The 23,876-nt window shown below is 67.1% G+C and carries 24 protein-coding genes; 20 read left to right on the top strand and 4 right to left on the bottom strand.

All coding sequences use genetic code 11. The features are described 5' to 3' along the window. The first annotated feature begins 107 nt into the window (after positions 1-107). From NX794_RS36130 to NX794_RS35300, 5 genes are read left to right on the top strand one after another with little or no spacing between them, the layout of a single operon-like run. On the top strand, positions 108-1,214 hold the full coding sequence (locus NX794_RS36130; protein ID WP_428986021.1) for a TniQ family protein: 1,107 nt from the start codon (positions 108-110) through the stop codon (positions 1,212-1,214). Then, a complete protein-coding gene (locus tag NX794_RS35315) occupies positions 1,211-1,981 on the top strand; it encodes a TnsA-like heteromeric transposase endonuclease subunit (RefSeq protein WP_258783805.1) in 771 nt (256 codons plus the stop codon). The genes NX794_RS36130 and NX794_RS35315 overlap by 4 nt, the downstream gene beginning before the upstream one ends. Then, positions 1,978-4,134, top strand: a complete 2,157-nt coding sequence (locus tag NX794_RS35310; protein ID WP_258783804.1) for a transposase — start codon at positions 1,978-1,980, stop codon at positions 4,132-4,134. Before NX794_RS35315 ends, NX794_RS35310 begins: the two co-directional genes overlap by 4 nt. Then, positions 4,134-5,339, top strand: a complete 1,206-nt coding sequence (locus NX794_RS35305; protein ID WP_258783803.1) for a TniB family NTP-binding protein — start codon at positions 4,134-4,136, stop codon at positions 5,337-5,339. The genes NX794_RS35310 and NX794_RS35305 overlap by 1 nt, the downstream gene beginning before the upstream one ends. Before the next feature lie 46 nt (positions 5,340-5,385). Then, positions 5,386-6,498 (top strand): TniQ family protein, encoded by a 1,113-nt coding sequence (locus NX794_RS35300; RefSeq protein WP_258783802.1) that lies wholly within the window; start codon positions 5,386-5,388, stop codon positions 6,496-6,498. 71 nt (positions 6,499-6,569) lie between these two features. Here the strand turns inward: NX794_RS35300 and NX794_RS35295 are convergent, their stop codons facing one another. The 4 genes from NX794_RS35295 to NX794_RS35275 all read right to left on the bottom strand — a co-directional run bounded on the left by NX794_RS35295 (position 6,570) and on the right by NX794_RS35275 (position 10,246). Continuing rightward, positions 6,570-7,517, bottom strand: a complete 948-nt coding sequence (locus NX794_RS35295) for a TniQ family protein (RefSeq protein ID WP_258783801.1) — start codon at positions 7,515-7,517, stop codon at positions 6,570-6,572. Further along, on the bottom strand, positions 7,510-8,964 hold the full coding sequence (locus NX794_RS35290) for a TniQ family protein (RefSeq protein WP_258783800.1): 1,455 nt from the start codon (positions 8,962-8,964) through the stop codon (positions 7,510-7,512). Before NX794_RS35290 ends, NX794_RS35295 begins: the two co-directional genes overlap by 8 nt. Further along, positions 8,961-9,212 carry a helix-turn-helix domain-containing protein gene (locus NX794_RS35285; protein WP_258783799.1) on the bottom strand — a complete coding sequence of 84 codons (252 nt, stop codon included), beginning with the start codon at positions 9,210-9,212 and terminating at the stop codon, positions 8,961-8,963. Before NX794_RS35285 ends, NX794_RS35290 begins: the two co-directional genes overlap by 4 nt. A 599-nt stretch (positions 9,213-9,811) precedes the next feature. Beyond that, positions 9,812-10,246 (bottom strand): TIGR03618 family F420-dependent PPOX class oxidoreductase, encoded by a 435-nt coding sequence (locus NX794_RS35275; RefSeq protein ID WP_258783798.1) that lies wholly within the window; start codon positions 10,244-10,246, stop codon positions 9,812-9,814. Between the two features lie 525 nt (positions 10,247-10,771). Between NX794_RS35275 and tunA the strand changes: the two genes are divergently transcribed. From tunA to NX794_RS35200, 15 genes are all read left to right on the top strand, one after another. Beyond that, positions 10,772-11,737, top strand: a complete 966-nt coding sequence (tunA, locus tag NX794_RS35270) for a UDP-N-acetyl-alpha-D-glucosamine 5,6-dehydratase TunA (RefSeq protein WP_258783797.1) — start codon at positions 10,772-10,774, stop codon at positions 11,735-11,737. Continuing rightward, positions 11,737-12,753, top strand: coding sequence for a radical SAM protein (locus tag NX794_RS35265; RefSeq protein ID WP_258783796.1), 1,017 nt, complete (start codon positions 11,737-11,739; stop codon positions 12,751-12,753). The genes tunA and NX794_RS35265 overlap by 1 nt, the downstream gene beginning before the upstream one ends. Before the next feature lie 3 nt (positions 12,754-12,756). After that, positions 12,757-13,713: a GNAT family N-acetyltransferase gene (locus NX794_RS35260; RefSeq protein WP_258783795.1), complete on the top strand. Its 957-nt coding sequence runs from the start codon at positions 12,757-12,759 to the stop codon at positions 13,711-13,713. Continuing rightward, entirely contained in the window at positions 13,713-15,131 is a 1,419-nt protein-coding gene (locus NX794_RS35255; RefSeq protein ID WP_258783794.1) for a glycosyltransferase family 4 protein, read from the top strand. Before NX794_RS35260 ends, NX794_RS35255 begins: the two co-directional genes overlap by 1 nt. Then, positions 15,128-15,832 (top strand): PIG-L deacetylase family protein, encoded by a 705-nt coding sequence (locus NX794_RS35250; RefSeq protein ID WP_258783793.1) that lies wholly within the window; start codon positions 15,128-15,130, stop codon positions 15,830-15,832. The genes NX794_RS35255 and NX794_RS35250 overlap by 4 nt, the downstream gene beginning before the upstream one ends. After that, a complete protein-coding gene (gene galE, locus NX794_RS35245) occupies positions 15,829-16,812 on the top strand; it encodes a UDP-glucose 4-epimerase GalE (RefSeq protein WP_258783792.1) in 984 nt (327 codons plus the stop codon). The genes NX794_RS35250 and galE overlap by 4 nt, the downstream gene beginning before the upstream one ends. Before the next feature lies 1 nt (position 16,813). Beyond that, positions 16,814-17,425, top strand: coding sequence for a histidine phosphatase family protein (locus NX794_RS35240; RefSeq protein WP_258783791.1), 612 nt, complete (start codon positions 16,814-16,816; stop codon positions 17,423-17,425). Beyond that, the gene (locus tag NX794_RS35235) at positions 17,422-18,969 is read left to right on the top strand and encodes an alkaline phosphatase family protein (protein ID WP_258783790.1); all 1,548 of its coding nucleotides are present in this window, start codon (positions 17,422-17,424) and stop codon (positions 18,967-18,969) included. Before NX794_RS35240 ends, NX794_RS35235 begins: the two co-directional genes overlap by 4 nt. A 2-nt stretch (positions 18,970-18,971) precedes the next feature. Then, positions 18,972-19,886, top strand: coding sequence for an ABC transporter ATP-binding protein (locus tag NX794_RS35230; protein WP_258783789.1), 915 nt, complete (start codon positions 18,972-18,974; stop codon positions 19,884-19,886). Continuing rightward, on the top strand, positions 19,870-20,658 hold the full coding sequence (locus NX794_RS35225; RefSeq protein WP_258783788.1) for an ABC transporter permease: 789 nt from the start codon (positions 19,870-19,872) through the stop codon (positions 20,656-20,658). Before NX794_RS35230 ends, NX794_RS35225 begins: the two co-directional genes overlap by 17 nt. A gap of 38 nt (positions 20,659-20,696) precedes the next feature. Next, positions 20,697-20,942 (top strand): acyl carrier protein, encoded by a 246-nt coding sequence (locus tag NX794_RS35220; protein WP_258783787.1) that lies wholly within the window; start codon positions 20,697-20,699, stop codon positions 20,940-20,942. A gap of 200 nt (positions 20,943-21,142) precedes the next feature. Continuing rightward, positions 21,143-21,631 (top strand): phosphatase PAP2 family protein, encoded by a 489-nt coding sequence (locus tag NX794_RS35215; protein WP_258783786.1) that lies wholly within the window; start codon positions 21,143-21,145, stop codon positions 21,629-21,631. Positions 21,632-21,638: 7 nt separating this feature from the next. Further along, positions 21,639-22,274, top strand: coding sequence for a class I SAM-dependent methyltransferase (locus tag NX794_RS35210; protein WP_258783785.1), 636 nt, complete (start codon positions 21,639-21,641; stop codon positions 22,272-22,274). A gap of 3 nt (positions 22,275-22,277) precedes the next feature. Continuing rightward, complete coding sequence (locus tag NX794_RS35205) at positions 22,278-22,757, top strand: NUDIX hydrolase (protein WP_258783784.1); 480 nt, start codon at positions 22,278-22,280, stop codon at positions 22,755-22,757. A 569-nt stretch (positions 22,758-23,326) separates the two neighbouring features. Further along, a complete protein-coding gene (locus NX794_RS35200) occupies positions 23,327-23,740 on the top strand; it encodes a hypothetical protein (RefSeq protein ID WP_258783783.1) in 414 nt (137 codons plus the stop codon). Positions 23,741-23,876 lie beyond the last annotated feature (136 nt).

Raw genomic sequence — 23,876 nt, 5'->3', positions numbered from 1 at the left:
TGAGAGCCGAAGCTCAGAATGAGAGTGTGAACCCCAACCTGATAGTGCACTTGCTAGCGTGAACGCCTAGATGAGAGTGATGGGGCCGCTTTCGGGGGGGTGTTCACGTGTCGCCACGGCGATTAGTGCTGGTCACGGCTCCGCGGGTGGACGAGGCGTTGGAGTCGTGGGTGGACCGGATGGCCCGCGTGAACCGGTGTCCGCCTGCTGAGGTGGCGGCCATGATGGGGCTTGGCCTGCGGGGGGCTTCCGCGGATGTGCGGCCTCCCTTGTTCGGGGTGCGGTCCGACGAGGTGGTCCGGCGGACGGTGTTCGCGGCGACGGGTGTGTCCGATGAGCGGGTGGACGCGATGCATCTGTCCGTTTTCGAGGGGGGTCCGTTGAGTGTGTCGGCGGTGCTCGCGGCGGGCCGGGCGCGGCGGCCGTCTGCGGGGCAGGAGTGGGCGGCGGTGCATGGAAGCCGTGCGTGTCCGTGCTGTCTGCTGGTGTCGGGTGGGGTGTGGCAGCTGTGGTGGAAGCTGTCGTGTGCGGCGGTGTGCCCCGAGCACCGGGTGGTGCCGCTGGATCGTTGTCCGTCGTGCGGCTGGGTGCTGCGGTGGGGTGGGGATCGGCCTCGGGTCGTGCCGGCGCAGTGGGCCAGGCCGCCGACCTGCTGTGCGAACTCCGTTCGCGGCAGGCCGTGCTCGCAGTGGCTGCCTGCGGTTCGTGTGAGCCGGGCGGATGGCGGGACGGTCGAGGCGCAACGGCGGTGGCTGGACGTCGCGTGCGGGCGGGTGCGTCCGGGGCTGGGGGGCGTGGAGGTGGCAGCGGGTGAGTGGTTCGCGGCGTTTCGTGCGTGCGTGATCTTGTTGCGGCTGGGGCTGCCGAGGGTTCTGGGGCGTCTGCCGGATGTGCCTGGCTGGTGTGCCCGGGTTCTGCTGGAGGAGCGTGTCGAGCGCGGGGTGCATGGTGGCCGGTTCGGGTGGGGTCCGGCGTCGGCCGGGGCGGCGGCAGCGTTTCTCACTGTGGTGATGCCCCTGCTGGCGGCGGAGGACGTACGGGAGTTGTCGCGGCGGCTTGCGCCGCTGGTACGGACGGCGGCGGACGAGGGGTCTCTGACGGCTCGGCCGTTGGCGCGGCTCGCGGTGCCAGAGGTGTTCGCGGAGGCGGTGGCGGCACAGGTGCCGGTGGGACGTTCGGCCAGGAGCCCATGGGAGAAGGGGAGTTCGCGGTGAGCGGGGACACGGAAGTGCCGGAACCGTCGGATGCGTCGGTCCGGGAGATCGACCTGGTGCGGGTGCGGTACGTCGATGCCGAGCGGGTCGAGCATCTGGTGCGGCTGGAGGAGGCGGTCGGCGTACGGTTCGAGGACGGCCGGATGGTGCGGGCCATTCCCAGCCACCGGGACCAGGGGCACATGCCGGGTCAGTACTGGGTGGCGAAGTGGGGTGACTTCGCCGAGTACGAGAGCGTGCTGGAGTCGAAGTGGCTGACGCTGCTGGACTTCGATCCACGGGTGTCGGCTTTCGCCACGCAGCCTTTGGAGTTCGACGCCATCGACGCCCGGGGAGCGTGGCGGCACACGCCAGATGTCTTCGCGCGCCACCGTGACGGCAGCGTTCTGTTGCTGGACGTGAAGAACCCCGAGCTGCGGGATGACCCGAAAGTGCTGCTGCAGGAGGAGCGCACTCGCCGTGTGTGTGAGCGGCTGGGCTGGGAGTACGCGATGGTGTCGGAGCCGAGCGGGCAGCTGTGGGTGAACGTCGATCTGCTGTCCAGTGCCCGGCGCCCGCTGCATCTGGGTGCGGATCTGGTGCCGCGTCTGCTGGAACTGGCCCGTGAGCCGGTGGAGATCGGGGAGCTGGTGCGGTTCATGGAGTTCCCGGATCTGGCTCGCGGGGTCCTGTACCACTTGATGTGGCATCAGCGGATCGTCACGGATCTGGACCGTCCGCTGCGGGATACGACGCTGGTGAAGACCGCGGCGGAGGTGGAGGCATGACGGCTGACGGCGCGGTGCGGCTGCGGCCGGGAACGCGGCTGTGGCTGGACGACGAGGTGCACACCGTGACCGGGGTGACCGACGACGGGGTGCGGCTGCGTTCGGAAAGCGGGGCGTGGACCGTGATCGGTGTGGGGCACCTGCTCGCTGACCCCACCTTCCGCCCCTGCGACGACAGCGAGGTTCCCGGGGGTGAATCCGGCGGTGAACAGGACGCCGTGGAGCGGAAACTGTGGCTGGATGCCGCCGCGCTCTTCGACAAGCTGACCGACAAGCAGCTGGAGGACCTCCAGAGCGCCCAGAAACACCTCCTGGAGATGACCACCGGCTATTGCAGCGGGGATCCGGGGAACGCGCGGCCCGACGAGCCGAGGCCGGAGTACGCCCCGGACCTGCCGCTGGTCCAGCGGGTACGGAGCAAGGCACGGGAGCTGGGCTACAGCGAGCAGCAGATCTGGCGGCGGCTGCGCCGGTGGCGGGAGGAAGGACCGTGGGGGCTGGTGGACCGGCGCAGCCACCGCCCCTCGGATCCGCTAGCGGGTGTGGATCCCCGGCTGATCGACGCGATTCTCACCCAGCATCATGTGGCGGAGGCCGACGACTCGACCGGCAGCCTGAACCGGCTGCGGCGCCGGGTGGAACGCCGTCTGGCCGACGTCCACGGCCCGGACACGGTGAAGATGCCGTCGCAGAAGTCGTTCAACCGGTACGTGGCCGCTCTTCTGCCCGGCCTCTACACCACCGGACAGGCCACGACACGCCAGTCGGTGGCGAACCGGCCGGACGGGCACTACCAACCGATCACCGTCGGCCGTCCCGGCGAGCTGGTGATGATCGACACCAGCTGGCTGGACGTGCGCGCCTACGATCCGGTCGAGGACATCGTCTTCTCGGTGGACCTGACGATCGCCATCGACGTGTGCACCCGCAGTCTGCTGGGGTGGCGTCTGGTGCCCAAGGGCACGAAGGCGGTGGACGCGGGCCTGGTGATCGCGGACGCGATGATGCCGGAGCCGATGCGTCCGGGCTGGCCCGACGGGCTGCGGCACCGGATGCTGCGGCTGCCGTGCGAGCCGCTGCTCGCGCGGGACGAGCGGTTCGCGGCCGCCGCGGCCCGCCCGGTGGTGTTTCCCGAGAAGATCGTCATCGACCACGGCAAGGCGTTCGCCTCGCAGGCGGTGAAGAACGTGTGCCGCCGCTACGGGATCACCATCCAGGACACCCGCAAGTACCGGCCCACCGACAAACCGCAGGTCGAGGCCGCGTTCAAGACGATCAGGAGCCAGTTCTCCGAGCACATCGCCGGCTACAAGGGCAACCACGTGGTGCACCGGGGCCGGGACGTGGACGCGGTGGCCCGCTGGACGATCGAGGAGCTGGAGGAGTTCTTCGCCGAGTACGTCGTCGCGGTCTACCAGAGCCGCCGGCACAAGGGGCTGGTGCTGCCGGGGTTCCCGGAGATCAACCTGTCGCCGAACGACGCCTACCGGCTGGCCGTGCACCGCTGCGGCTACATCGCCGCCCCGCGCGATGCCAACCTGTTCCTGGAACTCCTGCCCATCCACTGGTGCACGATCACCAACCGACGCGTCCAGAAGGACTACCTGCACTACAGCGCGCCCGTCCTGCGCGCCCACAACGGAACCAAGTCCCCCTACCCGCAGGCAAACGGCACCTGGCCGGTCCGCTACGACCCGCGGGACGTCACCCAGGTCTACTTCCACGACCCCTACACCGGCGTCTGGCACACACTGCGCTGGAGCCACGCGCTGACCGGTCTGGAGCCGTTCACCGACATCACCCTGCGCCAGGTCAAGCAGGAACTGCGCGCGCGTGGCCGCGATCCGCAGGACCAGGAAGCCGTCCTGGACGCTTTGTTGGACCTGCAGAGCCGCACGGACGCCGCCGAGGCGTCCACCGCCCGCTCCCGCCGGGCACGCGCCCGCGACGCCGAACGCGCCAGAGCTGCGGCCCGGGACAGAGCCCGCACCGAACTCGTCGACTCCGCCGCCGACACCCCCGTCACGCAGCCCCGCCTGCGGGCCGTTCCACCACTACCGAACGAGAACGAGGAAGAGGTCACGATCGACTTCGACGCCCTGCCCTCGTACGAGGTGTGGGGCGGCCGCCCGGAGAAGGACGGCACACCGTGATGGCCCCGCCGCCCGTCGGCGCGGGCGACTGTCTGCATCCCGGGCTGGCCGAACCACGGACCAAGGAGGACTGGTTCTCATACGTTTTCTACGAGCCGCCTTCACGGCCGCTGCTGCCGCCGTACGAGGTCTACCTGGCGATGGACGAGGATGATGCTGAGCGGCGTCGCCTGAACCGCAGCCGTAACCGCTACCACAGCGCCCTGGTGCTGGCCTGGACACCGGCCGTGCGGCACTTCGAGACCGAGATCACGGAACTCCTGGCCGCCAACGAGATGGCGCCGCCCGGCGCCCGGCTCGGCCTGCTCATCGACGGCCCGCCGACGGTCGGCAAGTCCACCCTGGTCAAGATGATCGCCCGGAAGTTCGAGCAGGAACTGCGGGAGGACTTCCCAGAACGGTTCGCCCCCGACCGGCTCGGCGACTACGTCCCCGTCGTCTACATCTCGCTCACCGACCAGGTCACCCCCAAGCAGATCTCCCTCGCGATCGCCCGCTACCTCAACGTCCCCACCAGCGGCACCAAGGACACCATCGACGACCGCGTCCTGACCGCCCTCACAGCGTGCGGCACCCAGCTGATCATCTTCGATGACCTGCACTTCCTGGACTGCTCCTTCAAGGAAGGCCGGGCCTCCAACGACCACATCAAGTTCCTCGCCAACCACGCCCCATGCACCATCATCGGCACCGGAGCCGACCTTGAGAACAGCCCGCTGCTCAGCGAGGGCGGCCCCGCCGTCCCCCGCAGACGCTCCGGCCGCACCAGGACCCCGCCTCCGGCTGCGGTCGGCGACGTCCGGACCCAGACCGCCGGCCGCTTCAGCCGTCAGGAACTCGCGCCCTTCTCCCTCGACAGCGACGACGGCATCCTCCAGTGGGTCGGCGTCATCCGCTCCCTGGAGAGGTCGCTCGCCCTGTACCGGCACGAAGAGGAGAGCCTGACCCGTCGGCACTGGCGTTACCTGCACGAACGCACCGACGGCAGCATCGCCGGCCTGCACGCCCTCATCCGTCGCAGCGCCGTACGCGCCGTCCAGCAGGGCACCGAGGCCATCACACGCGAGGTCATGGACTCCATCGTTCTGTCGTACGCCCACGAACGCGCCTACGCCAAGGTCACGGAACTGAAAACCCGCCAGAAAGCAAGGGAAGCGAAGCAGAAGCAGGGCGGTCAGCGGGCCGCAGCCGACGGAAGTGTGTAAAGGGATGGCGGCACACGGCCCGATGCCCGCACGCAGGATCGGTGCCATGTCCACATCGCTGCGCCGTCTCGCCTTGGTGCCCGAGCCGCACCCCGGTGAGTCCCTGCTGAGCTGGGTCGACGCGCTGGCCCGTCTGAACCGCGTCGGCCGCCTGCACGCCCTTCGGCTCGCGGGCTTCGCCCGCCCCGATGTCTCCGGGTACCGGCCCAGCGTGCACTTCGGCGCCTGTCTGACCACGGAGTCGACAGCGCGCGTCCGGGCCGCCACCGGACTACCCGCCGCCCGGCAGCAGGCGATGACGCTCGCGCACTACGCCGATGGCGTGCTGCCCGCGTTCCCTTCTCCCCCGCACTGGCGGACCGCCGCCGTCTGGGTGGCCCGTCTCCGTCTCGCCCTGTCCGAACGGTCGCGTGCGTGCCCAGCGTGTCTGCGCGAGAGCGGCGGGCGCTGGCTCCTGCGCTGGCGTCTCGTCTGGTCCTTCGCCTGCGTCCGCCACCGCGTCTATCTCCTCGGCGCCTGCCGCGGCTGCGGCAACGCACTGCACCGGCTCGGCCCCGGCCCGGCGGACGCGGTCGTGTGCGGCCAGTACGAGCGAAGCCACCCGGGGCGCACCTGCCGCCGGGTCATCTCCCGCATGCGTCCTCCCCGGCTGTCCGACCCGCATCTGCTCCAGTGCCAGCGCCGTCTCGACCGCCTCGTCGACCACCCGCACGGTGACGGCGGCCGGGACATCCTCCAGTCGCTGCATACGGCGCTGGAGGGCATCCGCATCGGCTACGACGACGCCCCGCCGCTTCCGGACACCGACGCCGTCCTCCACCGGCGCTGGCACGGCCATGGCGGGGCCCTGTGGTACCAGAACGATCCACTGCTGACGGCCGCTCTCATCAAGATCGCGACGGCGGGCGGCCTCGCCGCCTCCCAGGACACCAGCACACAGGCCGACACGGCCTCGTGGTCCACCGACGGACTCCTTCCGCCGGGCACCGGCGCACCGCCGGCCAACCGCTTCGGCGGTACGTGCCGCGCGATCGCCTGCGCGGCCTGGGTACCGCCCGGCCAGGGCCACGTGGTGAAGACACAGGTCCTGTGCCCCGCACACGCGGATTACGTCATCACGCCGGGCGCCACAGACCTTATCCCCCGGCGTTTCACCTGAGCGCCGCTCGATGGCCAAAGCCGTGGCCCGGTGGAACGGGCCACGTGGCCCCCGTGGTTGTGGGCGGTCCGTCACCCAGGCGGCCCCGCCCCGGGCGTGTCCCAGCGTACGGACCGGGCTGCGATGCGCACGAGGGCGGACACCGCGGCAGGCGTGCCTCTCTCCAGCGTCCATGACAGCGGCGGCTGCCACGGCTGCCCCAGTGTCTCGTGCACGGCGTCGATGACGGGGCCCTCCATCCGGTCGAGCAGACCGGCCAGCGTCGTGCGGTGCGTGACGTCGCGGATGGTTAGGACGAGCTGCTGCAGCAGGCAGCGCGAGGTCTCGTTGTGCGAGACGTCGGCGGGGGTCAGCAGCGCCTGGACGCGGCGCTGGACGTGAACGGCCTCCTCGTCACCCACCGAGAGCACGGGCATCTCCGCCACCGGGAACCCGCACACCGTCGCCCCAAGGCGCCGGCCGCCGCGGCCGTTCCGCACCGCCGGACGCACGCAGTGCGTGCGCTGCCCGGCGCCGGTCGCCTCCAGACGCCAGTACAGCCTGAGGCCGCAGCGCGGACAGCGGTCCACCAGATACACCAGGTGGTCCGCGCACAGGAAGGTCCACTTCAGCCGCCAGCTGAGCAGCCACCGGCCGCCCGACGCCTCGACGCACAGCGGGCACGCGGCCGAGTGATCGCGGCGCAGCCACGGCTGGCTCACGCGCGCACTCTGACCGATGCGCCCGTTGTCCGCAGCGAGCTGCGGCAGCGCCGTCGGCGCGTAGAAGGCGAACAGCATCCGCTCCACCTGCGCCGGCCTCAGTCCCGTACGCCGCCGCAGTCCTTCCATCTGCTCCGGGCTCAGATGGAACTGGTGGGTGCTGAAACTCGCGCTGCCCGGCAGCCCCAGGGCCCGCAGGGCCGCCGTCCGCGACACCCGCAGACTCGCCGCGATGGTGTCGACCCAGCTGACGAACGCCTCTCCCGGGAAGGGGGCCGGAACCACCCCGAGCCGCCGGACCGGTCCCTCCTCAGCCACGGCCTGCCCCTCCCCGTCCCTCTTCCCCGGCCGCGCTCTCCACGAGGGGGCGCGCCGGGTTCTCGCCCTGGCGGGGCAGCCACGTCGTACGGAAGTCCGGATGCCCCGCGTAGGGCAGCAGCAGGCACCGTGCGGCGTACCGAAGGAACCTGCCCTCGCGTGTACGGGCAGCGGTGGCCGCGCAGGCGTCCAGGATCAGCCGCTGGGCCTCGATCCGCTGCCGGAGCAGGTCGTTGTCCTCCTCGCCCAGGCGCTGTTCCTCCTCACGGAGGCGCGCGTCGAGGAACCTCAGGCACGGCTCGGTGAAGGCGTCCGGCCCGGTGTGTTCGCGGGACCGAGCCCGACGTGTGAACGCCTGCGCGTGCCGCGGGCAGTAGGTGTCCCAGCCGTCGGTGTCGCCCAGCACGACGCCGTGCCCGGCCGGCACCCAGGCGGAGCAGCTGCTGTGACGGCAGCGGCCGCCGAACCGGTTCGCTGCCAGTTCGACCTCACCGCGCTGCCCGGACTGCCTGGCGCCCCAGTTCGGCCGTGCGTGTCCGCTTCCGCCCGTCTCGCCATCAGCGGTGTCGTGGCCAGCCTCGGTGGCGATCTTCACGGCGGCGGCCACGAGCAGAGGGCGGTGCCGCTCGCCGCTTCCGCCGGGTGCGAGATAGCGGTCCCAGGCATGGTGGACCGCCTCGTCGGTCGCGGGCAGCCGAAGGGGCCGTACCGGCGACCATGCGTCCTGCATCGAGCGGTACAGCGCTCCGAGGACGTCCCGGGTCTCGTCCGGCGTCGTGGTGTGCGGGCCGTCGAGCAGATGGTCGATGTGCCGCTGGCAGGCCAGGAGCGAGGTGTCGCGGACCGGCTTGCCCCGCATGCGGCGGATGTCGCGCCCACACGGCTGTGCCGGCGTGCGCAGTCCCAGCCCCCGGGAGGCCCCGGGACAGATCCAGGAATGCGGATCCCCGGACCACACCCGGTGCAGGGCGGAACCGCAGCCGGAGCACTGCGAGATCAAGTACCTCTGGTGCCGCACGCACACGAACGACCAGACAAGCCGCCATTTCAGGAGCCAGCGGCCACCATTCTCCCGCAAGCACGACGGACAGGCGTTGGAGTGCTTGGGCAGCACCGTCCGCTGCCGGTACCGCCACGCTGCCCAGGCCCCGTACTCCTTCGCGTCGTCCGGCGGCAACGGCTCAAGCGCACTGCCCGCGTAGTAAGCGAGCGTCATGCTCCGCAGCCGCTGCCCCGTCAGCCCTGTGCTCCGGCTCACCGCACGCACGACTGGGTCGCTGACGCGGTAGCCGAACACGGCCGACACCGTGCTGGAGCTGATCAGACCCGCCATGCGCAGCGCCTCGGTCCGGGAGACCTGGTTGAGCCGCGCGAGCGCGTCCCCCCAGCTCAGCAGAGACTCACCGGGGCAGGGATCGGGTACGAGTGCGAGTCGGCGTGGACTCATGTCCCAGGCTCCCTCCGCGGCGTCGCGGATTCGAGCAGACGGCCCGGAGCGACCCCCAGCCCCTGAGCCAGGGCGAGGATGGTCAGCAGTGACGGGTTCCGTTTGCCGTGCTCGATGCCGATGACCATGCGGGCAGATAGGCCGGCGGCTTCGGCGAGAGCTTCGATGCTCATCCCGCAGCTCTCCCGAGCGTCACGGACCGCGAAACCGAAAGCCTGCAGTCGTGGATGGGGAGCGTTGAGGGGCACCTCGTGATGCCAGCAGGCACACCGAAAAGATGACCATGAACGATAGTGCAGTATCGGTGGTCGAAGCGAGGTTCAACGACCGCGGCGGAAGATCCGCCGCAACAGCGACGACTCCGTCGCCTCCCCTGTGGACCCGGCACAGCCGAGGCACGGGGCAGGGCCGGTTCTGCCGCCGACGATGCCGACCGGGTAGCGGCAGGGGTGCCCGCGTGCAAGGCGATGCCGCGTTCCGCGGCGAGCGTCGCTGCGGCGACAGCTCGCTGCTCGCCCGCGCGAGGCGGACGCTGGAGGGTGACCCCGGCGTCGGCGGCAGCCGGTCGAGGCGGCCTCGTTCGGCCCAGCGGGAGCCGGCGGTCGGGCGGATGCCGGGGGCCAAACTCGTCGAAGGCGAACGTGCGGTCCAGCCGCTCGTTGATCGCGTATTCGATGCGGGCGGGCTTCGCGTCGAAGCCCAGGTCTGGGGACTCCTTCCAGGTGGGAACGTTCAGGTACGGTGCCCCGGAGTGAGCAGTCGCAACGACCGACCGCATGGCGCTGCTGCTCTGCTAGGACGGCCGCGCGGTGCCGGGCCGCCCGGCCGTGTGTACGGCCCTCGGCGGTCAGCCGTGGAAGACCAGTACGCGGTCGGGCACGACGCGTACCACCACGCGCTCGTCGTCGGGGCCGTCCCAAGGGTACGGGCGGGTGCCACGGTGCCGCTCATGCAGGAAGTCGATCAGTTCCCGTCCCCCCTCCTCTATCCGGGCTCGCCCGCGGATCTCCACGTAGTGGTCCTCGCTGTCCGGCGGCGTGATCAGTACGGTGACGAACGGGTTGCGTACCATGTTGTCGTACTTGCGGCGTCCCTTGACGGTCGCGAACAAGACGTCGTGCTCGGTGTAATGAGCCCACACCACGGACAGCTGCGGGCGCCCATCAGGTTCGACCGTCGCGATGGTGGCGCATGCCTCGGCTTCGAGCCACTGCCCGACCTCTTTGGGCAGGGCCGGCTTGTCGCTCGGGACCGGCGGAGTCCAGGTGTAGTCCTTCATCATTGACATTCCTTGTCGCTTGGTGCAGGGCCGGGGACATTGCATGAGGCGAAACCGTCCGGTTCACCCGCCTCGTCCGTGACATCACATCACGTCCGGTTCACACCGGAGATCATGCGGTATCGAGACCCATGAGAACCGAACCACGCCGCGCCTACCCTTACATCATTCTGCATCGCCGCACTGGGACGATATCAATTCACGCAAGATCCTGGCAGAAAATCGTCCCACCGAAGGCGACAAGCCATTCGGCAACAGGTTCGAGACAGAGTGATCAGGTATCGCGACGTCCGCGCATCCGGAACGAAGGCCTCCCAATCTCGCTTTCACCTGATGCTCCGCGTTCGGGAAGGGGCTCCGGAACCACTCAAACGTGAATCGAGTCACACGCAGCGAGTTGAATGCACGACCTAGAGTGACAATGCCGATCACGGGCCAAGGGGTTCCCGCCCGCCGCGCTGTGGGTGCGTGATGCCCGGTAAGCCCATTTGCCAGTAGCCCCATCAACCGGGATGTCGAGGTATTGGCGTGCAAAGAAGCACATCGAAAGACCGGATCCTTATCACCGGAGGCGCCGGATTCATCGGGGGTCACCTTGCCCGTGCGCTGGCGGCATCCGGTGAAGAAGTCACAGTTCTGGACGACCTGCGTGTGCCACCGATGATCCCGCCGGAAGGCACTGGAAAGTTTCTAGAAAAACCCGTCCTGGAGTTAGAGGAGAGGGACCTCTTTGACGTACGCCTCGTCTACCATCTGGCGTCGCACAAGAGTGTTCCTCGCTCCTTCAAGCAGCCACTCGACTATCTCGACAACGTGGACTCGGGCCGCCACCTGCTGGCTCTCTGTACGAGTGTTGGTGTGCCGAAGGTAGTCGTCGGGAGTACGTGCGAGGTCTACGGGCAGGCCGACACGCTGCCAACACCCGAAAGCAGTCCTCTGTCCCCGCGCTCGCCCTACGCCGCGAGCAAGGTCGGGCTGGAGATGGTGGCCAGGGCTCACCAGCGTGCCTCAGTCGCTCCCGAGGTGGGCATCGTTCGCTTCTTCAACGTCTACGGCCCCGGCGAGCGGCCCGACGCTCTCATACCCCGCCTCTGCGCCAACCTCCTGACCAGGAGCGAACTGCCTGTCGAGGGCGACGGTGAGCAGCGTCGGGACTTCACCTACATCACGGACGTCGTGGACAAGCTCATCGCGCTGGCGTACCGACCGCTGCCCTCAGTCGTCAACTTCGGTTCCGGGCGGTCCCTCTCCGTGAACGACGTCATCCGAGTCCTGCAGGCGACCTCTCCGGCCGCCAAGGTCGCCCAGAAGCAGCCCCGGCCGAACGAAATCACGGAGTTCCGGGCGGACACCGCCTTGCAAACGCGGCAGATCGGAGAGAGGCCCGACGGGTTCGGAATTGAGGAAGGCATTCGCCTCACTCTCGAATGGTGGCAGTCGCGGGACCTTGACGACATACGCCAGCGCATCTTCCAAGAGGAGGGGGCCGACTGATGGCCGGCTACACCGCACCTGTACGCGCCAGTCTGGATGTCACTTACGCATGCGACCTGCGCTGCATCCACTGCCGCACGAACACCGGGGAGATCCCCGTCCACATCCGCCGCAAGATGCTGTCCATCGAGCAGTTGCAGGACATCATGCTCCAGCTGGACCGGATGGGGACATTCGAGATCACCCTCACCGGTGGGGAGCCGACGATCCGCAAGGGCTTCTGGCAGCTCCTGGACGTCGTCCCGAAGCTGCGCCATTCGACCGTGACCCTCATCACGAACGCGGCAGCGCACACGCGGGAACAGCTCGACCGCATCGTGGACAGCGGCATTTCGTCCATCCGGGTCAGCATGGACGGCACGCGGGAGACGTTCGCCGCCGTACGGCTCATGGACGTGTTCGACACCGTCGTAGAGAACTCGATCTACCTCCGCGACCGTGTGCGCAGCTTCAAGGTGCTGACCACGGTCATGAAGACCAACCAGCACAACGTGTTCGACCTCGCGCACTACCTACGAGCTCACGGTTTCCGGCGCCAAGACCTCATCCTGGTCCGGGCGCACGGCCGCGGTGGGCGCAACCGTCTGCTCCTGACCGAAGAGGAAACCATGGCGGTCCACCGCAAGGTGACCGAGTTCAAGCAGGACGTGCCGGCCACGGACTTCGACCTGAACCTCAACGCGCCCTACCTGGTCCCGGGCGAGAAGCTGCGTCCCTTCCAGGACGTCGTCATGTTCCCCTACCTGGTGCGCGACAGCAGCATCGCGATCTCCGCCACAGGCGACGTGACCATGAGCCGCCTCTACAGTGCGGCACCTTTGGGGAACACCAAGGATGCTCCCGTTCAGGAGATCTGGGCGCAGGGGCAGCAGCAGCTCGTCCAGGAGCAGGAGGAATTCACCGAGGAGCGTCTGCGTGAGATCTTCTGGGACTTCGCGACCGGCGACGGACCCGACGGACCTCCGCTCACCTCGCTACTGGATCGCCAGATCTTCGAAGGGGCGGAGGTGAGGTAGGTCTTGGCCATGGAGGTCCTGATACGTCTGTACGACCTCACATCGTCCCAGCCTCTGCTCGATGCGCTGAGCGTTGCTGCCACATCGCGGGATGACGCTCCCGTCGTCCCCCGGTTCAAGGGGGCCGCTGGGCCGCGAGCCGAGTCTTTCGTCGAACTGCACCAGGGCGGGATGGTTCTGGGCCGGTGCGGCATCAATGTCCAGGGCCCGGGCACAGTGGGTGACTGCGAGGTAGCGGCCGTCATCGCCCCAGAAGAGCGGACGAGCATGCGCTGGCTTCTCGTCCACGTCGCACTGGAGCGGCTTCAGTGGCTGGGGTATGCCTACGCGATGATGGAAGTCAGCGAATTCGCGGACGACTTCCCACCGGCGCTGCGGCAAGCGACGTGGTGGATTCCCGATTCCACGCAGCGAAAGAGCGCCGCGGCACGGGATGACAAGAGTCTGGAATGGGCGGATCTCTTCATTGACTTCCGGACATGGACGCCGACTTCAACTCCCACGTCTCTAACGATCAACGGCCGAGATCTATGGGTACGCCGCCCCGAAGCGAGTGAGGAGCTGCTGATTGTCGACTGGGTCAGAGAGACATTCGGCGGAGGCTGGGCGAGCGAGATTCACCGGTCGTTCTCACGGGATCCGATCTCGTCCGTGATCGTGGTCGACCGGAACAAGGAACTGCCGTCCAAGGACCGACTACTCGGCTTCCTTGCCTATGACACCGCACGGCTCGGAATGCTGTCGACGATTGCCCTCGTGCCCGAGGTACGCGGTCGCGATTGGTCCTTGGTGACGGCGCTCACCGAGGAGTGCCTGCGCGAGGCGCGAGCCAGCGGCATGACTTATGCCGTGCTGGGGGGCGTGGGCAACGCCCGCTTGGCGGCTCTTCGCACGTTCAGTGCTTTATGGACCATCCCTGGCTCGTGCCCAGGAATCTTCGGGAGGGGTGTTCGAAACTAATGGAGATCGCCTTCACTGTCTCTGACCAAGTCTGGGGCGGCAAGCACCGCTACATGCATGACATGGCCCTCGGGCTGGCGCAGGCCGGCCACACTGTCACTGTCCTCGCGGAGGAGGGGGGAGCCATGCTTCAGCAGTGCCGTGCTGATGGGATGGCGACCGTGGGAGTGCCGGCATTCGCCAGCGACGATGCGGTCGAGGCGGTTCGCAAGGCGCTGCGGCATCGTCGTGCTCATATCGTGTGTGTCTCCGGCCGCGCGGACGCCGCCGCAGTCCACCACGCCCAGTCGCAGGAACCAACTGAAGCCGCCGTGTGTCTCTTCCGGCATTCGGCGTTCCCTCTGGGAACCACCGACGAGGTGCGCGACCTGTTCGCCGGCGTGAACCTGGTCTTCACCACGTCACGGGAACAGCGACAACGTCAGTTCGAGCCACTGATCAACGCCAGCGTCTTGAAGGACGAACAGGTCGAGATTCTCACCAGTGGTGTCGGGGAGCCTCTGCTCACGGCTCTGGATGCCGCCGACCGTGGCGCCGCTAGACAGGAGCTGGGAGCCGGGCCGGATCAGTTCATCTTCCTCGTGCTGGCCCGCCTGGCCTGGGAGAAGGGCATCGACCGGGTGATCGACGCCTTCGCTGACCTGGAGCTGCCGCCGGACGCCGCACCTCCGCTGCTGGTGGTCGCGGGGGAGGGACCGCTGGAGGCAGACCTACGCGGGCAGGCCATCGAACGGGGTGTCGCCGAACGGGTCCGATTCCTCGGCCACCGGGATCACGTCGCCCCGGTGATCAAGGCCAGTAACGCCGTAGTCCTCGCCAGCACGGTTCCCGAGACCGGCCCGCTCGCGCTCAAGGAGGCCATGGCCGCCGGCCGCCCAGTCATCGCCTCTGCTCAGGGCGGCATCCCGGAGTTCGTCGAGGACGAGCGGCACGGTCTCCTGGTCATCGACGACGAGGACCTGCGGCAGGCGATGCAGCGGCTCCTGAGCGACCGCGAATCCGCTGAGGCCATGGGAGCCTCCGGATCCGAGTCGATTCGCGGCGGACATCGTGCAGTACGACGTGTGGAGTACCTTGTCCACCGTCTCGATCTCCTGGCCTTGGAACAGCTTGCCCCGGAGACGGTCCTTCACGAGATGGTGTGGGACGACGTGCGACTGCGTGAAGAGACACAAGGCGGCTTCGTCTTCGTGCCGCGTACGTCGCACATCATGGAGCTGGACAGCACAACGTACGCTGTCGTGCGCACCGCGGTCGAAGCCGGTGACCCAGGCCAGTTACTCAAGCTCCCCGGAGGAGATCCCGGAGTGCTTGCACACCGGCTCTACGCCATGGGCGCGCTGGTCCGGCAGGGCAGCCAGACGGCGCTGGCGGACCGCACCGCAGACGGCGAACGACAGCTTACGGAGCCCGCGTGAAGGTCCTCGTCGTCGCCGCGCACCCTGATGACGAGGTTCTCGGAGCCGGAGCCACGGTGTCGGCATTGAGCCAGCGAGGCGCGGTGGTCCAGATCCACATCCTCGCCGAGGGTGTCTCGTTGCGGCATTCGGGCGTGACCATCGAGGAGGCACGGGAACGCTGCCGGGCGGCGGCCAAGGAACTCGGAGCGGCCGAGGTCTCGTTCGGCGGTCTGGCATCCGACGGGCGTCTCCTGGCCGACCTCCCGCAGCGCCAGGTCGTCGATGCGGTCAGCCAGGCGTTGCGTGAGGTAGAGGCCGAAGTGATCTTCACTCACCACCCGGGGGACATACACGCGGACCACCGCGGCGTCGCCCAAGCAGTGGGGTACAACACCCGAATCCTCGGCTCCGGCTCGGTTCGGCAGGTGTTGCACTTCGAGGTCCTGTCGTCGACGGAACAGCAGACGGGCTTGGTGGCACCGTTCACCCCCAACCTGTTCTACGACGTCACCGGACACGTCGAAGCCAAGTGCCGGGCACTTGCCGCCTACCCGTACGAGCTGTACGGCGAGCCCCACCCGCGCTCCCTGGCGGCCGTTCGGACACTGGCTTCATACCGGGGGACGCAAGTGGGGGTGGAGTCTGCTGAGGCATTCGTGATCGGACGAGAACTACGCGGCCCCATGACAGCGGTACCCAGTGGAGTTGATGTGCGATGAGAGTGCTTGTGACCGGGGGCGCCGGGTACGTGGGCTCCTTCACCGTACGGCGCCTCCTTGCGGCCGGCCATGATGTCGTGGTTGTCGACAACCTCAGCACGGGCCGCCGCGAAGCTGTCCAGCGGTGCCGCCTGCATGTGGTGGACATCCTCGATATCGCGGGTATGGGTTCGGTCTTCGAGGATTTCCGCCCTGAGGCGGTGATCCACTTCGCGGCCCTGAAATCCTCGGAAGAGTCGCTGCGTGACATCAGCACCTACTTCTCCGTCAATCTGACGGGAACGCAGAACGTGCTCACATTGTGCGCACGCACCGGGGTGGAGCGCTTCGTCTTCTCCTCATCGTGCGCCGTGTACGGCACCCCGCAGATCTGCCCGGTGGATGAGAGTGCGCCCGTACGGCCGGAAAGTCCGTACGGAGAGACGAAGTACTTGTGCGAGCGCATGATCGCCTCCTACGCGCAGGCGACCGGGATGCACTACGCCAACCTGCGGTACTTCAATGCGGCGGGTGCCGCCGACGACGCTTCACTCGGAGAGTACGCGGGCTCCACGGCTACCCAGCTCCTCCCGGTGGCCATACGAGCCACCCTCGGCCTAGCCCCTACACTCCGGATCTTCGGCAACGACTACCCGACGACCGACGGGACAGCTCTGCGCGACTACATCCACGTCGAGGATCTCGCCGAGGCCCATGTGCGGGTCCTGGAGGGCCTGCAAGAGGGCAGTGAGAGCGGTCCGGTGAACCTGGGCCGTGGCCGACCCGTCAGCGTGCGCGAGCTGATCGATGTCTTGCGCGACGTCTCCGGGAAGGAGACCCCGGTCTTCATGGCGCCCCGCCGTCCGGGGGACCCAGGTCTGTCCTGGGCCGAACCGGGTCTGGCACTGCGCCGATTCGGCTGGCGGGCAGAACGAGCCCTTGACCACATCGTTCGTACGGCGTGGAACTGGCACACCAGTGCCCCCGCGTCGCTGGAGTGACATGCACCTCTACTTACTGCGCCATGCCGAGGACCGTTCCGGAGAACACGACCCGCACCAGGATCGCCTGACCGAGCGAGGACGCCGACAGGCGCAGGCGGCGGCTCACTGGCTGGCCAAGCGGCGTCCCACAGAGCTTCGCACCAGTGTGCTGCCCCGCGCCCGGCAGACCGCCGACATCGTCGCGGCGCACACCGGCCTAGTCGCACGGGAGGATCCGCGCCTCAACGAGATCGTCTGGGCGTCGTTCGAGGGTGAGCTTCTGCCGCACCCGCGGGAAAACCGGCTCTATCCACCGCCCCCCGGAGCGGAATCATGGCATGTGTTCATGACGCGAGTCGCCACATGCATGAGCGAGCTGTGTCATCAGGCGTCAGAGGATCAGCGGATTGTGTTGGTCACCCACAGCGGCTTCTTCGACGCTGTCAATGAACTGTTGTGTGGCGGGGCCAGCAGAGTAGAACTGCTGGTTGCTCACGCTGGGATCACACACTGGCAGTACCGTCCCGGGGACTCCGGTGGCGCCTGGCTTCTGCACCAGCACAATGTCACCTTCGCCCCGCAGTCCCTGTTGGATCACGAATACATGAGTGCAGCGGAGTTGAGCGCATGAGCGGGCAGCACAGGCGTCTTGTCGTCATCTGCGTCGACGGCGGGCTTCCCGGGATCATCCGCAAGCATGACTTCTTCAATCTGAGCCGAGTCCTGCCGGCACTTCCCGGCACCGCGGTGCACGATCTGCGCAGCATCTACCCCTCGTCAACAGCGCCCTCCCATGCGTCCTTTCTCACCGGGACTCACCCGAGCGGGCACGGGATCGTGGGGAACCGCTTTTGGGAGCGAGAGAGTGTTGCGGAGATCCGGCGGCGCTCGGACGATCCACTGTCATCGTTTCACCCCTACGAGGAAAGCTCGCTCACCGCACCGAGCCTGCTCGACTGGTTGGCCCGGCAAGGGGCGTCTGCCGCCGCCGTCCATTTCCCACAGACCTTCTCCCGCAACACCCAGCTCGCGATCCCCAGCTGCTACTGCTTGTACGCCCCGGCCCGAAACCTCGTCGCCCCGCTCGGTCCGACCGTTGACGGGGCAGCCGAGGGGCTGGTGCAGCTCTCGTACCTGGGGCACGAGGTGGCCTTGTACCTCTGGGTCGACCAGCAGACGAACGTGATCACGGTTGGAAGCCGCCGGGAGACCGCTGTTGTGGCCGACGGCCTCCGGCCCACGCGGTTGGACATCCCCGCGCCCTCGGGTTCCGTCTCCGTGGCGGTCTCCTGCCGCAGGCTCGACGAAGATCGAATCGAGGTGCGTCTCGGAACCGCCGTTATCACCATGGGCTTTGGCGGCCTTGCCATGACGGACCGTACCGGTGGCGGACCTGCATCCCTGTACGTCGAATACACCGCCAATCCAGGCCACACGTTCCACGAATCGCCTCGTGCCGAGTGGGTGGAAGAGACCGCCCTCGATGTCATGAAACAGCATGACCCAGATGTCCTGTTCGTGCGCTTCAACCAGGCCGACCATGCTCAGGAGTTCCTTTACTGGCATGCGGTCCGAGGCAGCTCCGGTGAACGAAGTCGCGCATGGCAGCAGATCCTTGACGTCTACGCCCGGATCGATGCCTGCGTGATGCGGCTCGCCCAGGCCGCTGGTGAGCACACGGAGTTCCTGTTCTTCTCCGACCACGGCATCGACTACGTCGAGACCCACCTGCGCCCGAACCACGTGCTGGCGGACCTCGGCCTCGCCGACCGCATGGTCTTCCAGGGAGACAGCAACTGCGCCTACCTGTACGCCGACGCACCGCTGCCGCCGGCAGAGAAGAAGCGCCTCGACCGGGCCCTGCGCGCGCTCGATCCTTCCATCGGCGTGCTCACTCCAGCCGAGCAGGACCGGTTGAAGTTGCCGATGAACAGCCCGCGGCTGGGCCGTCTCACGGTGACCTGTGGCCCGCACACCGAATTCCAGTACAGCGACGCGACACCGAGGGAGAGCGTGACGTCCGCGTCACACGGATACCTGCCCAGCGACTCGGCCATGAGCGGCTTCTTCCGCTGCTTCGGCCAGGTAGCAGCACGGCTGACTCCCCCCGGCGACATCACGGGGGCCGCAGCCGTGGTCCGCAGCATCTGGCGCCAAGCGGCGCGGGAGATGTGAACATGCCGGAAAACCCTCCTTACGCATACGAGGTCGAGGGCCTGCACAAGCAGTTCGACAGATCCCCTAGGCCGGCCAACGACGAGGTCTCCTTTCACATAAAGCAGGGCGAATTCTTCGGGCTTCTGGGCAGTAACGGTGCGGGAAAGACAACCCTGATCAAGCAGATGATCGGGCTGGTGCGACCGGATAGGGGGACAGTGCGGCTGCTGGGGCGCGATGTCTTTACCCATCCTCGCTTCACGGCGGCCATGGTGGGCTACATGCCGCAAACCGCCTTCGCCCTCAACAGCCTGACCGTCAAAGAGGCGGTCTACTTCAGTGCACACCTCCGCGGTGTCGCCGCCAAGGCGGCCCGCCGGGAGCGTGACGCCCTGTTGGAGCTGCTCGACCTGACACATCTGGCGGGCAAGGTCGCCCGACAGCTCTCCGGCGGAGAACGCCGACTACTGCAGATCGCGGTGACCTTGATCGGATCACCGCCAGTGCTGATCCTGGATGAGCCCACCAACGAGTTGGACCCGTCTCGGCGCCGCCAGGTATGGCAGCTTTTCAGGGAACTGAACCAACGCGATGGTCACACGATCATCCTCATCACCCACAACGCCATCGAAGCGGAACAGGTGATCGAGCGGGTCGGAATCCTCAAGGAAGGTCGGCTCGTCGCGCTGGGCGCTCCGGCCGAGCTGAAGTCCTCGCTCCATTCCCAGGTACGCCTGTCGATCACGCTGGGCGACGCACAAGTGCACGGGCTGCCTGACTATGTCCGGGTGCAGTCCGAGCACCGCGGCAAGGTCGTCGCCCTGGTCGACTCCGCCGACCTGCCGCACCTGACCAAGGACGTGGACCTCACCCAGTTCCCCGAGTTCACAATGCACACAGCGACACTGGAAGACGTGTATGTCAGCTACGCGTGACAAGAAGCTCGGACTGAGCTTCCTTGGGCAGGTCTGGGACCTGTTCATGATTCAGCTCACCAACTGGCGGTGGTCCTGGCCCCAGATGGTGCTCACCGGCATGCTTGCTCCATTGGTCAGCATCGCCGCCTTGGGGCTCTTCGCCCGGAACTCCGGCCATGCCGCGACCGAATACGTCCTGACTGGCAGTGTCACCATGGCGATCCTGTTCGAGACCCAAAACAAAATCGCTAGCAATTTCGCGTTCATGCGCGGAAACGGCGCCTTTGAGTACTACGCTGCCCTGCCTGTCCGTCGCGAGGCCCTCATCCTGGCCACTCTCGCCGCGTTCTCCATCCTGTCGCTACCTGCCATCGTGGTCACCCTGCTGATCGGCTCAGCTCTGCTCGATGTCCCGCTCTCTCTCTCGCCGCTCGCCCCGCTGTGCCTCCTGCTCGCCCTGCTCCCCTCAGCCGGGATGGGGGCCTTCATCGGCAGCAGATCCGGAACCATCGAACAGGCATCCTCTCTCAGCCTGGCCACCACGCTCCTCATGATGGCCGCAGGTCCGGTGGCAGTCCCGCCAGAACTTCTTCCCGACGCGCTGGTCTGGATCGGCAATCTCAACCCTGCGGTGTACGCGGCCGACAGCCTGCGCCACTCTCTGACGACACCCGACGCCTCCGGGGCCCTCGCCGACATGGTGGTGCTTGCCATCTTCGCCGGCGCGGTCTGGGGCCTGACCAGCACACGCATGCACTGGCGTGCCCGCTACGGGCGCCGCACCTCGTGAGCAACCAGCGATCACTCATCACGAAGGGGACCACATCCATGACCGAGCAAGAGTTCATCGCAGTTTTCGCACCGCTGATGGAGGAAATCACCGGGAACGTCTTCACCCAGGACCAACTCGACGTCACGTTCGCTGATCTGGACATCGATTCCCTCAATCAGATCGAGATCATCAACCGTATCGAGGACGAGTTCGACTGTCAGATAGAAGACAGCACCCTGCGGACGATCCGCACCCCCCGCGGGCTGCTGGATCACATTTCGAAGTCCATCAGCCCCGCATGATCCGACACTACTCCGGAGACCGGCCTCGGTCGCTGGCATGGTTCGCGTGGTGGGCAGCGGCCCACGTCGGTCTGCTAATCGTCCTCATCACTTTCCAATGGGACGAACGGCTGAGCGAGACCTTCTGCGCTTGGGCGAGCAGCAGTGCGTCCCGTGCCGGGCTTCTCGAGACACTGACCTCGTGGGGCAACCCCTGGCCCGTGACCATCATTGCTGTCGGATCCGCGTGCTTCGCTCTGATCCGACGGCACGTCACAGCCGCCGCAGTCCTCCTCGTCGTTCCATACGCCGCCACAGTGAGCTGCAATCTAATCAAGGGGTGGGCAGAACGACAGCGTCCGTCCTTGGAATGCGCCTCGATTCAAGCCGACGGCTTCAGTTTCCCCAGCGGCCACGCGGTCGGCGTGACGACCGGATTCCTACTGGCCGCGCTCTACTTCAGCACCCAAACACCGCGGGCCGCGTCCGCACTGATGCTGTTCCTAGCTGGGCTGAGCGCCGAACTCGTCGCGTGGAGCAGGGTCTTTCTCGGTGTGCACTTCAGCGTCGATGTGCTCGCTGGACAGCTCTTCGGCGCCGGCTGGCTGGCCATTGCCGCCCTCCTGCTGCACCGCCAGTGGTCAGTCCGCCGCCCACGACGCGAAGCCCGTCAAGCGCGGTCGAACTCGTTGGACGAGCCCGTGTCATAATGTCTCCGTGCCGTTTAATCACAACGATCATTACCATGACCTCTTACTTCGCGAACTTCCCGAATCATGCCGACGGGCCCTCGATGTAGGCTGCGGCACAGGGACGTTCGCACGGAAGCTAGCACTTCGAGGAATCGAGGTGGACGCCATTGACGTAGATGATCACGTCATTTCCGCCGCGCGAGAGCAGAGTGCCGCTCTCGACCTCCCCGGACAAATCCGCTTCGAGCAGGCAGATATCACACACCTGACCTTGGAACCGGACACGTACGACTACATCGCATGCTTGGCTAGCATCCACCACGTCCCCTTTGAGACAGTGCAGAAGCTGCGCGCATCACTCACCGCGAACGGCGTCTTGGTGATCCTTGGCTGCTACCGAGAAGCAACGCTCCGGGACCATGCCACAAGCCTTCTGGCCATCCCCGTGAACGCCGTTAGGCGCGCCTCGGTGTTCTTCCGAGAGAAGTGGTCAGAAATCCGCGCCAACCAGGGAACGCAGCCTCCTCCCGCCCCTGTGGCACCCCCCTCGATGTCACTTGCAGAGATCCGCAAAGAAAGTGCCACATACCTTCCAGAAAGGCGGATTCGGCGCCTTCTCTTCTGGAGATACCTTCTGGTCTTTCAACAAAGGCAGGGCTGAGAAGTGAGCGCCGACCAAACGTACGTGATCTCCCAGCCACCGAGAAGGTACGCCCTGGGGGCCACCTGCGTCGCGTTCAACGAGGTGGGACACGTTCTTATTACGCGCCGCCGCTCCCCCGAACGCTGGGAGCTACCGGGTGGCTTGGTGGACCCTGGTGAGGCTTTCCCAGATGCCGCCGCGCGCGAGACCTACGAAGAGACGGGGGTTCATGTCAAAGTCCACGGCTTGGTGGGCGTCTACCAGCATCCAAGCCGGGGCATCCTCGCAGGCATCTTCATTGGGACGCTCGTATCAGGAGAACCTCGCCCAACAGCCGAATCGAGCGCCGCCGAGTGGACGGAAGTGGAGGATGCCCTCACACGACTGCATCCCCTCTATCGCCCGCGATTGAAAGACGCCCTCGCCGCCAGAACCTCCGTTACACTCCGTGTTCATGAAGGGACGGAGGTGCTCTCGCTCTTCCAGGCTGCAGACATCTGACGCGACCGCGCGCTGCGGGAGCGCTTTCGAGAACCACCTCCTTGCCGCTCGCGGACTCCGCAGAGTGACAGTCGGTCTCCAACCACACGACAACGCTCTCCAACCTTGGATGGGCCTACGTCGGCTCGGCAGTTGGTCCGAATGCAGGTTGTGTCCTGGGAAAGTAGTGCACAGGTTCCCACCTGATTCGGGCGTTTGGTCCGGCGTCAGAGTGAACACTGCTCGCTGACAGAGAGCGAACACATGCCGGGCAGACGGCAGCCGACCGTCTGCCAGACCAGGGGCGTCCGCCATCGGATCGGGGCGAAAATGGCCCTCGGATGGAGCTGGCGGAAACGCAGCCGGAAGGAACCGGAAGGAAAGGTGTGGAGAATCGGTTCGCGGGCGGGTGCGCGTCGTGCTCCGTGTGGGTGTCGGCGGGTGGCGGGTTTCTCGGCAAGAGCCTCGACGGGGGCTGGGAAGTGTGATGCGCGACCTGCCAGTACCTGGATGAGCGTGCTGCGGCTGACGATTTCGACCCCGAGGCCATCGAGTTGCCGACTGTGCCGCCGCCCGGCAGCGCAACCACCGTGGCCCTGCGCCTCCTCACGCTCAGCCGGGCGTGCTGGGCCTGCGGGAAGGCCACGGGGTGTCTGATCGGTCTGTACCCGCTGCGGCCCGGTCGCGGCTACGTCGGGCTGTTCACCACGGACAGCGCCAAGACGATGGCTCTGATGCGGCGGCTGCTCCAGCAGCACGGCCACGGTCCTCTGGCCGCGACCGTCAAGAGCCGCTACAGCAGGACCATGCGCGAGCGGCAGCTGTCCAACGGCTGCGTTCACTGCGACGCACTGCAGGGCAACGTCCCCGTGCACGACGAGGCGCTGGGCCGTGTCGCAGCGAGCGGCGTGGACGGGCTGGACACGTTGCTGGTCGCCGCTTGCCCGGTCCTGGAGTGGCAGGCCGTCGTCCACGACAAGAGCGGCGGCGTGATGGCCATCTGAGCTCACACGCAGTGAGAACCTCCTGGTCAGCCCCACTCTCACTTCCCTTGTCCCGGAATCACCTCGCTTAGATGTTCATCAAATTAACAGTGGCCAGGTCAGAGGACGTGTCAAGTCTCACTTTCAGCGGCGGCTC

Origin of the sequence: Streptomyces pyxinicus (genome assembly GCF_024753135.1) — a bacterium.
In the GTDB taxonomy this organism is placed as follows: domain Bacteria; phylum Actinomycetota; class Actinomycetes; order Streptomycetales; family Streptomycetaceae; genus Streptomyces; species Streptomyces pyxinicus.
This window is presented reverse-complemented; position numbering and strand designations above follow the sequence as displayed.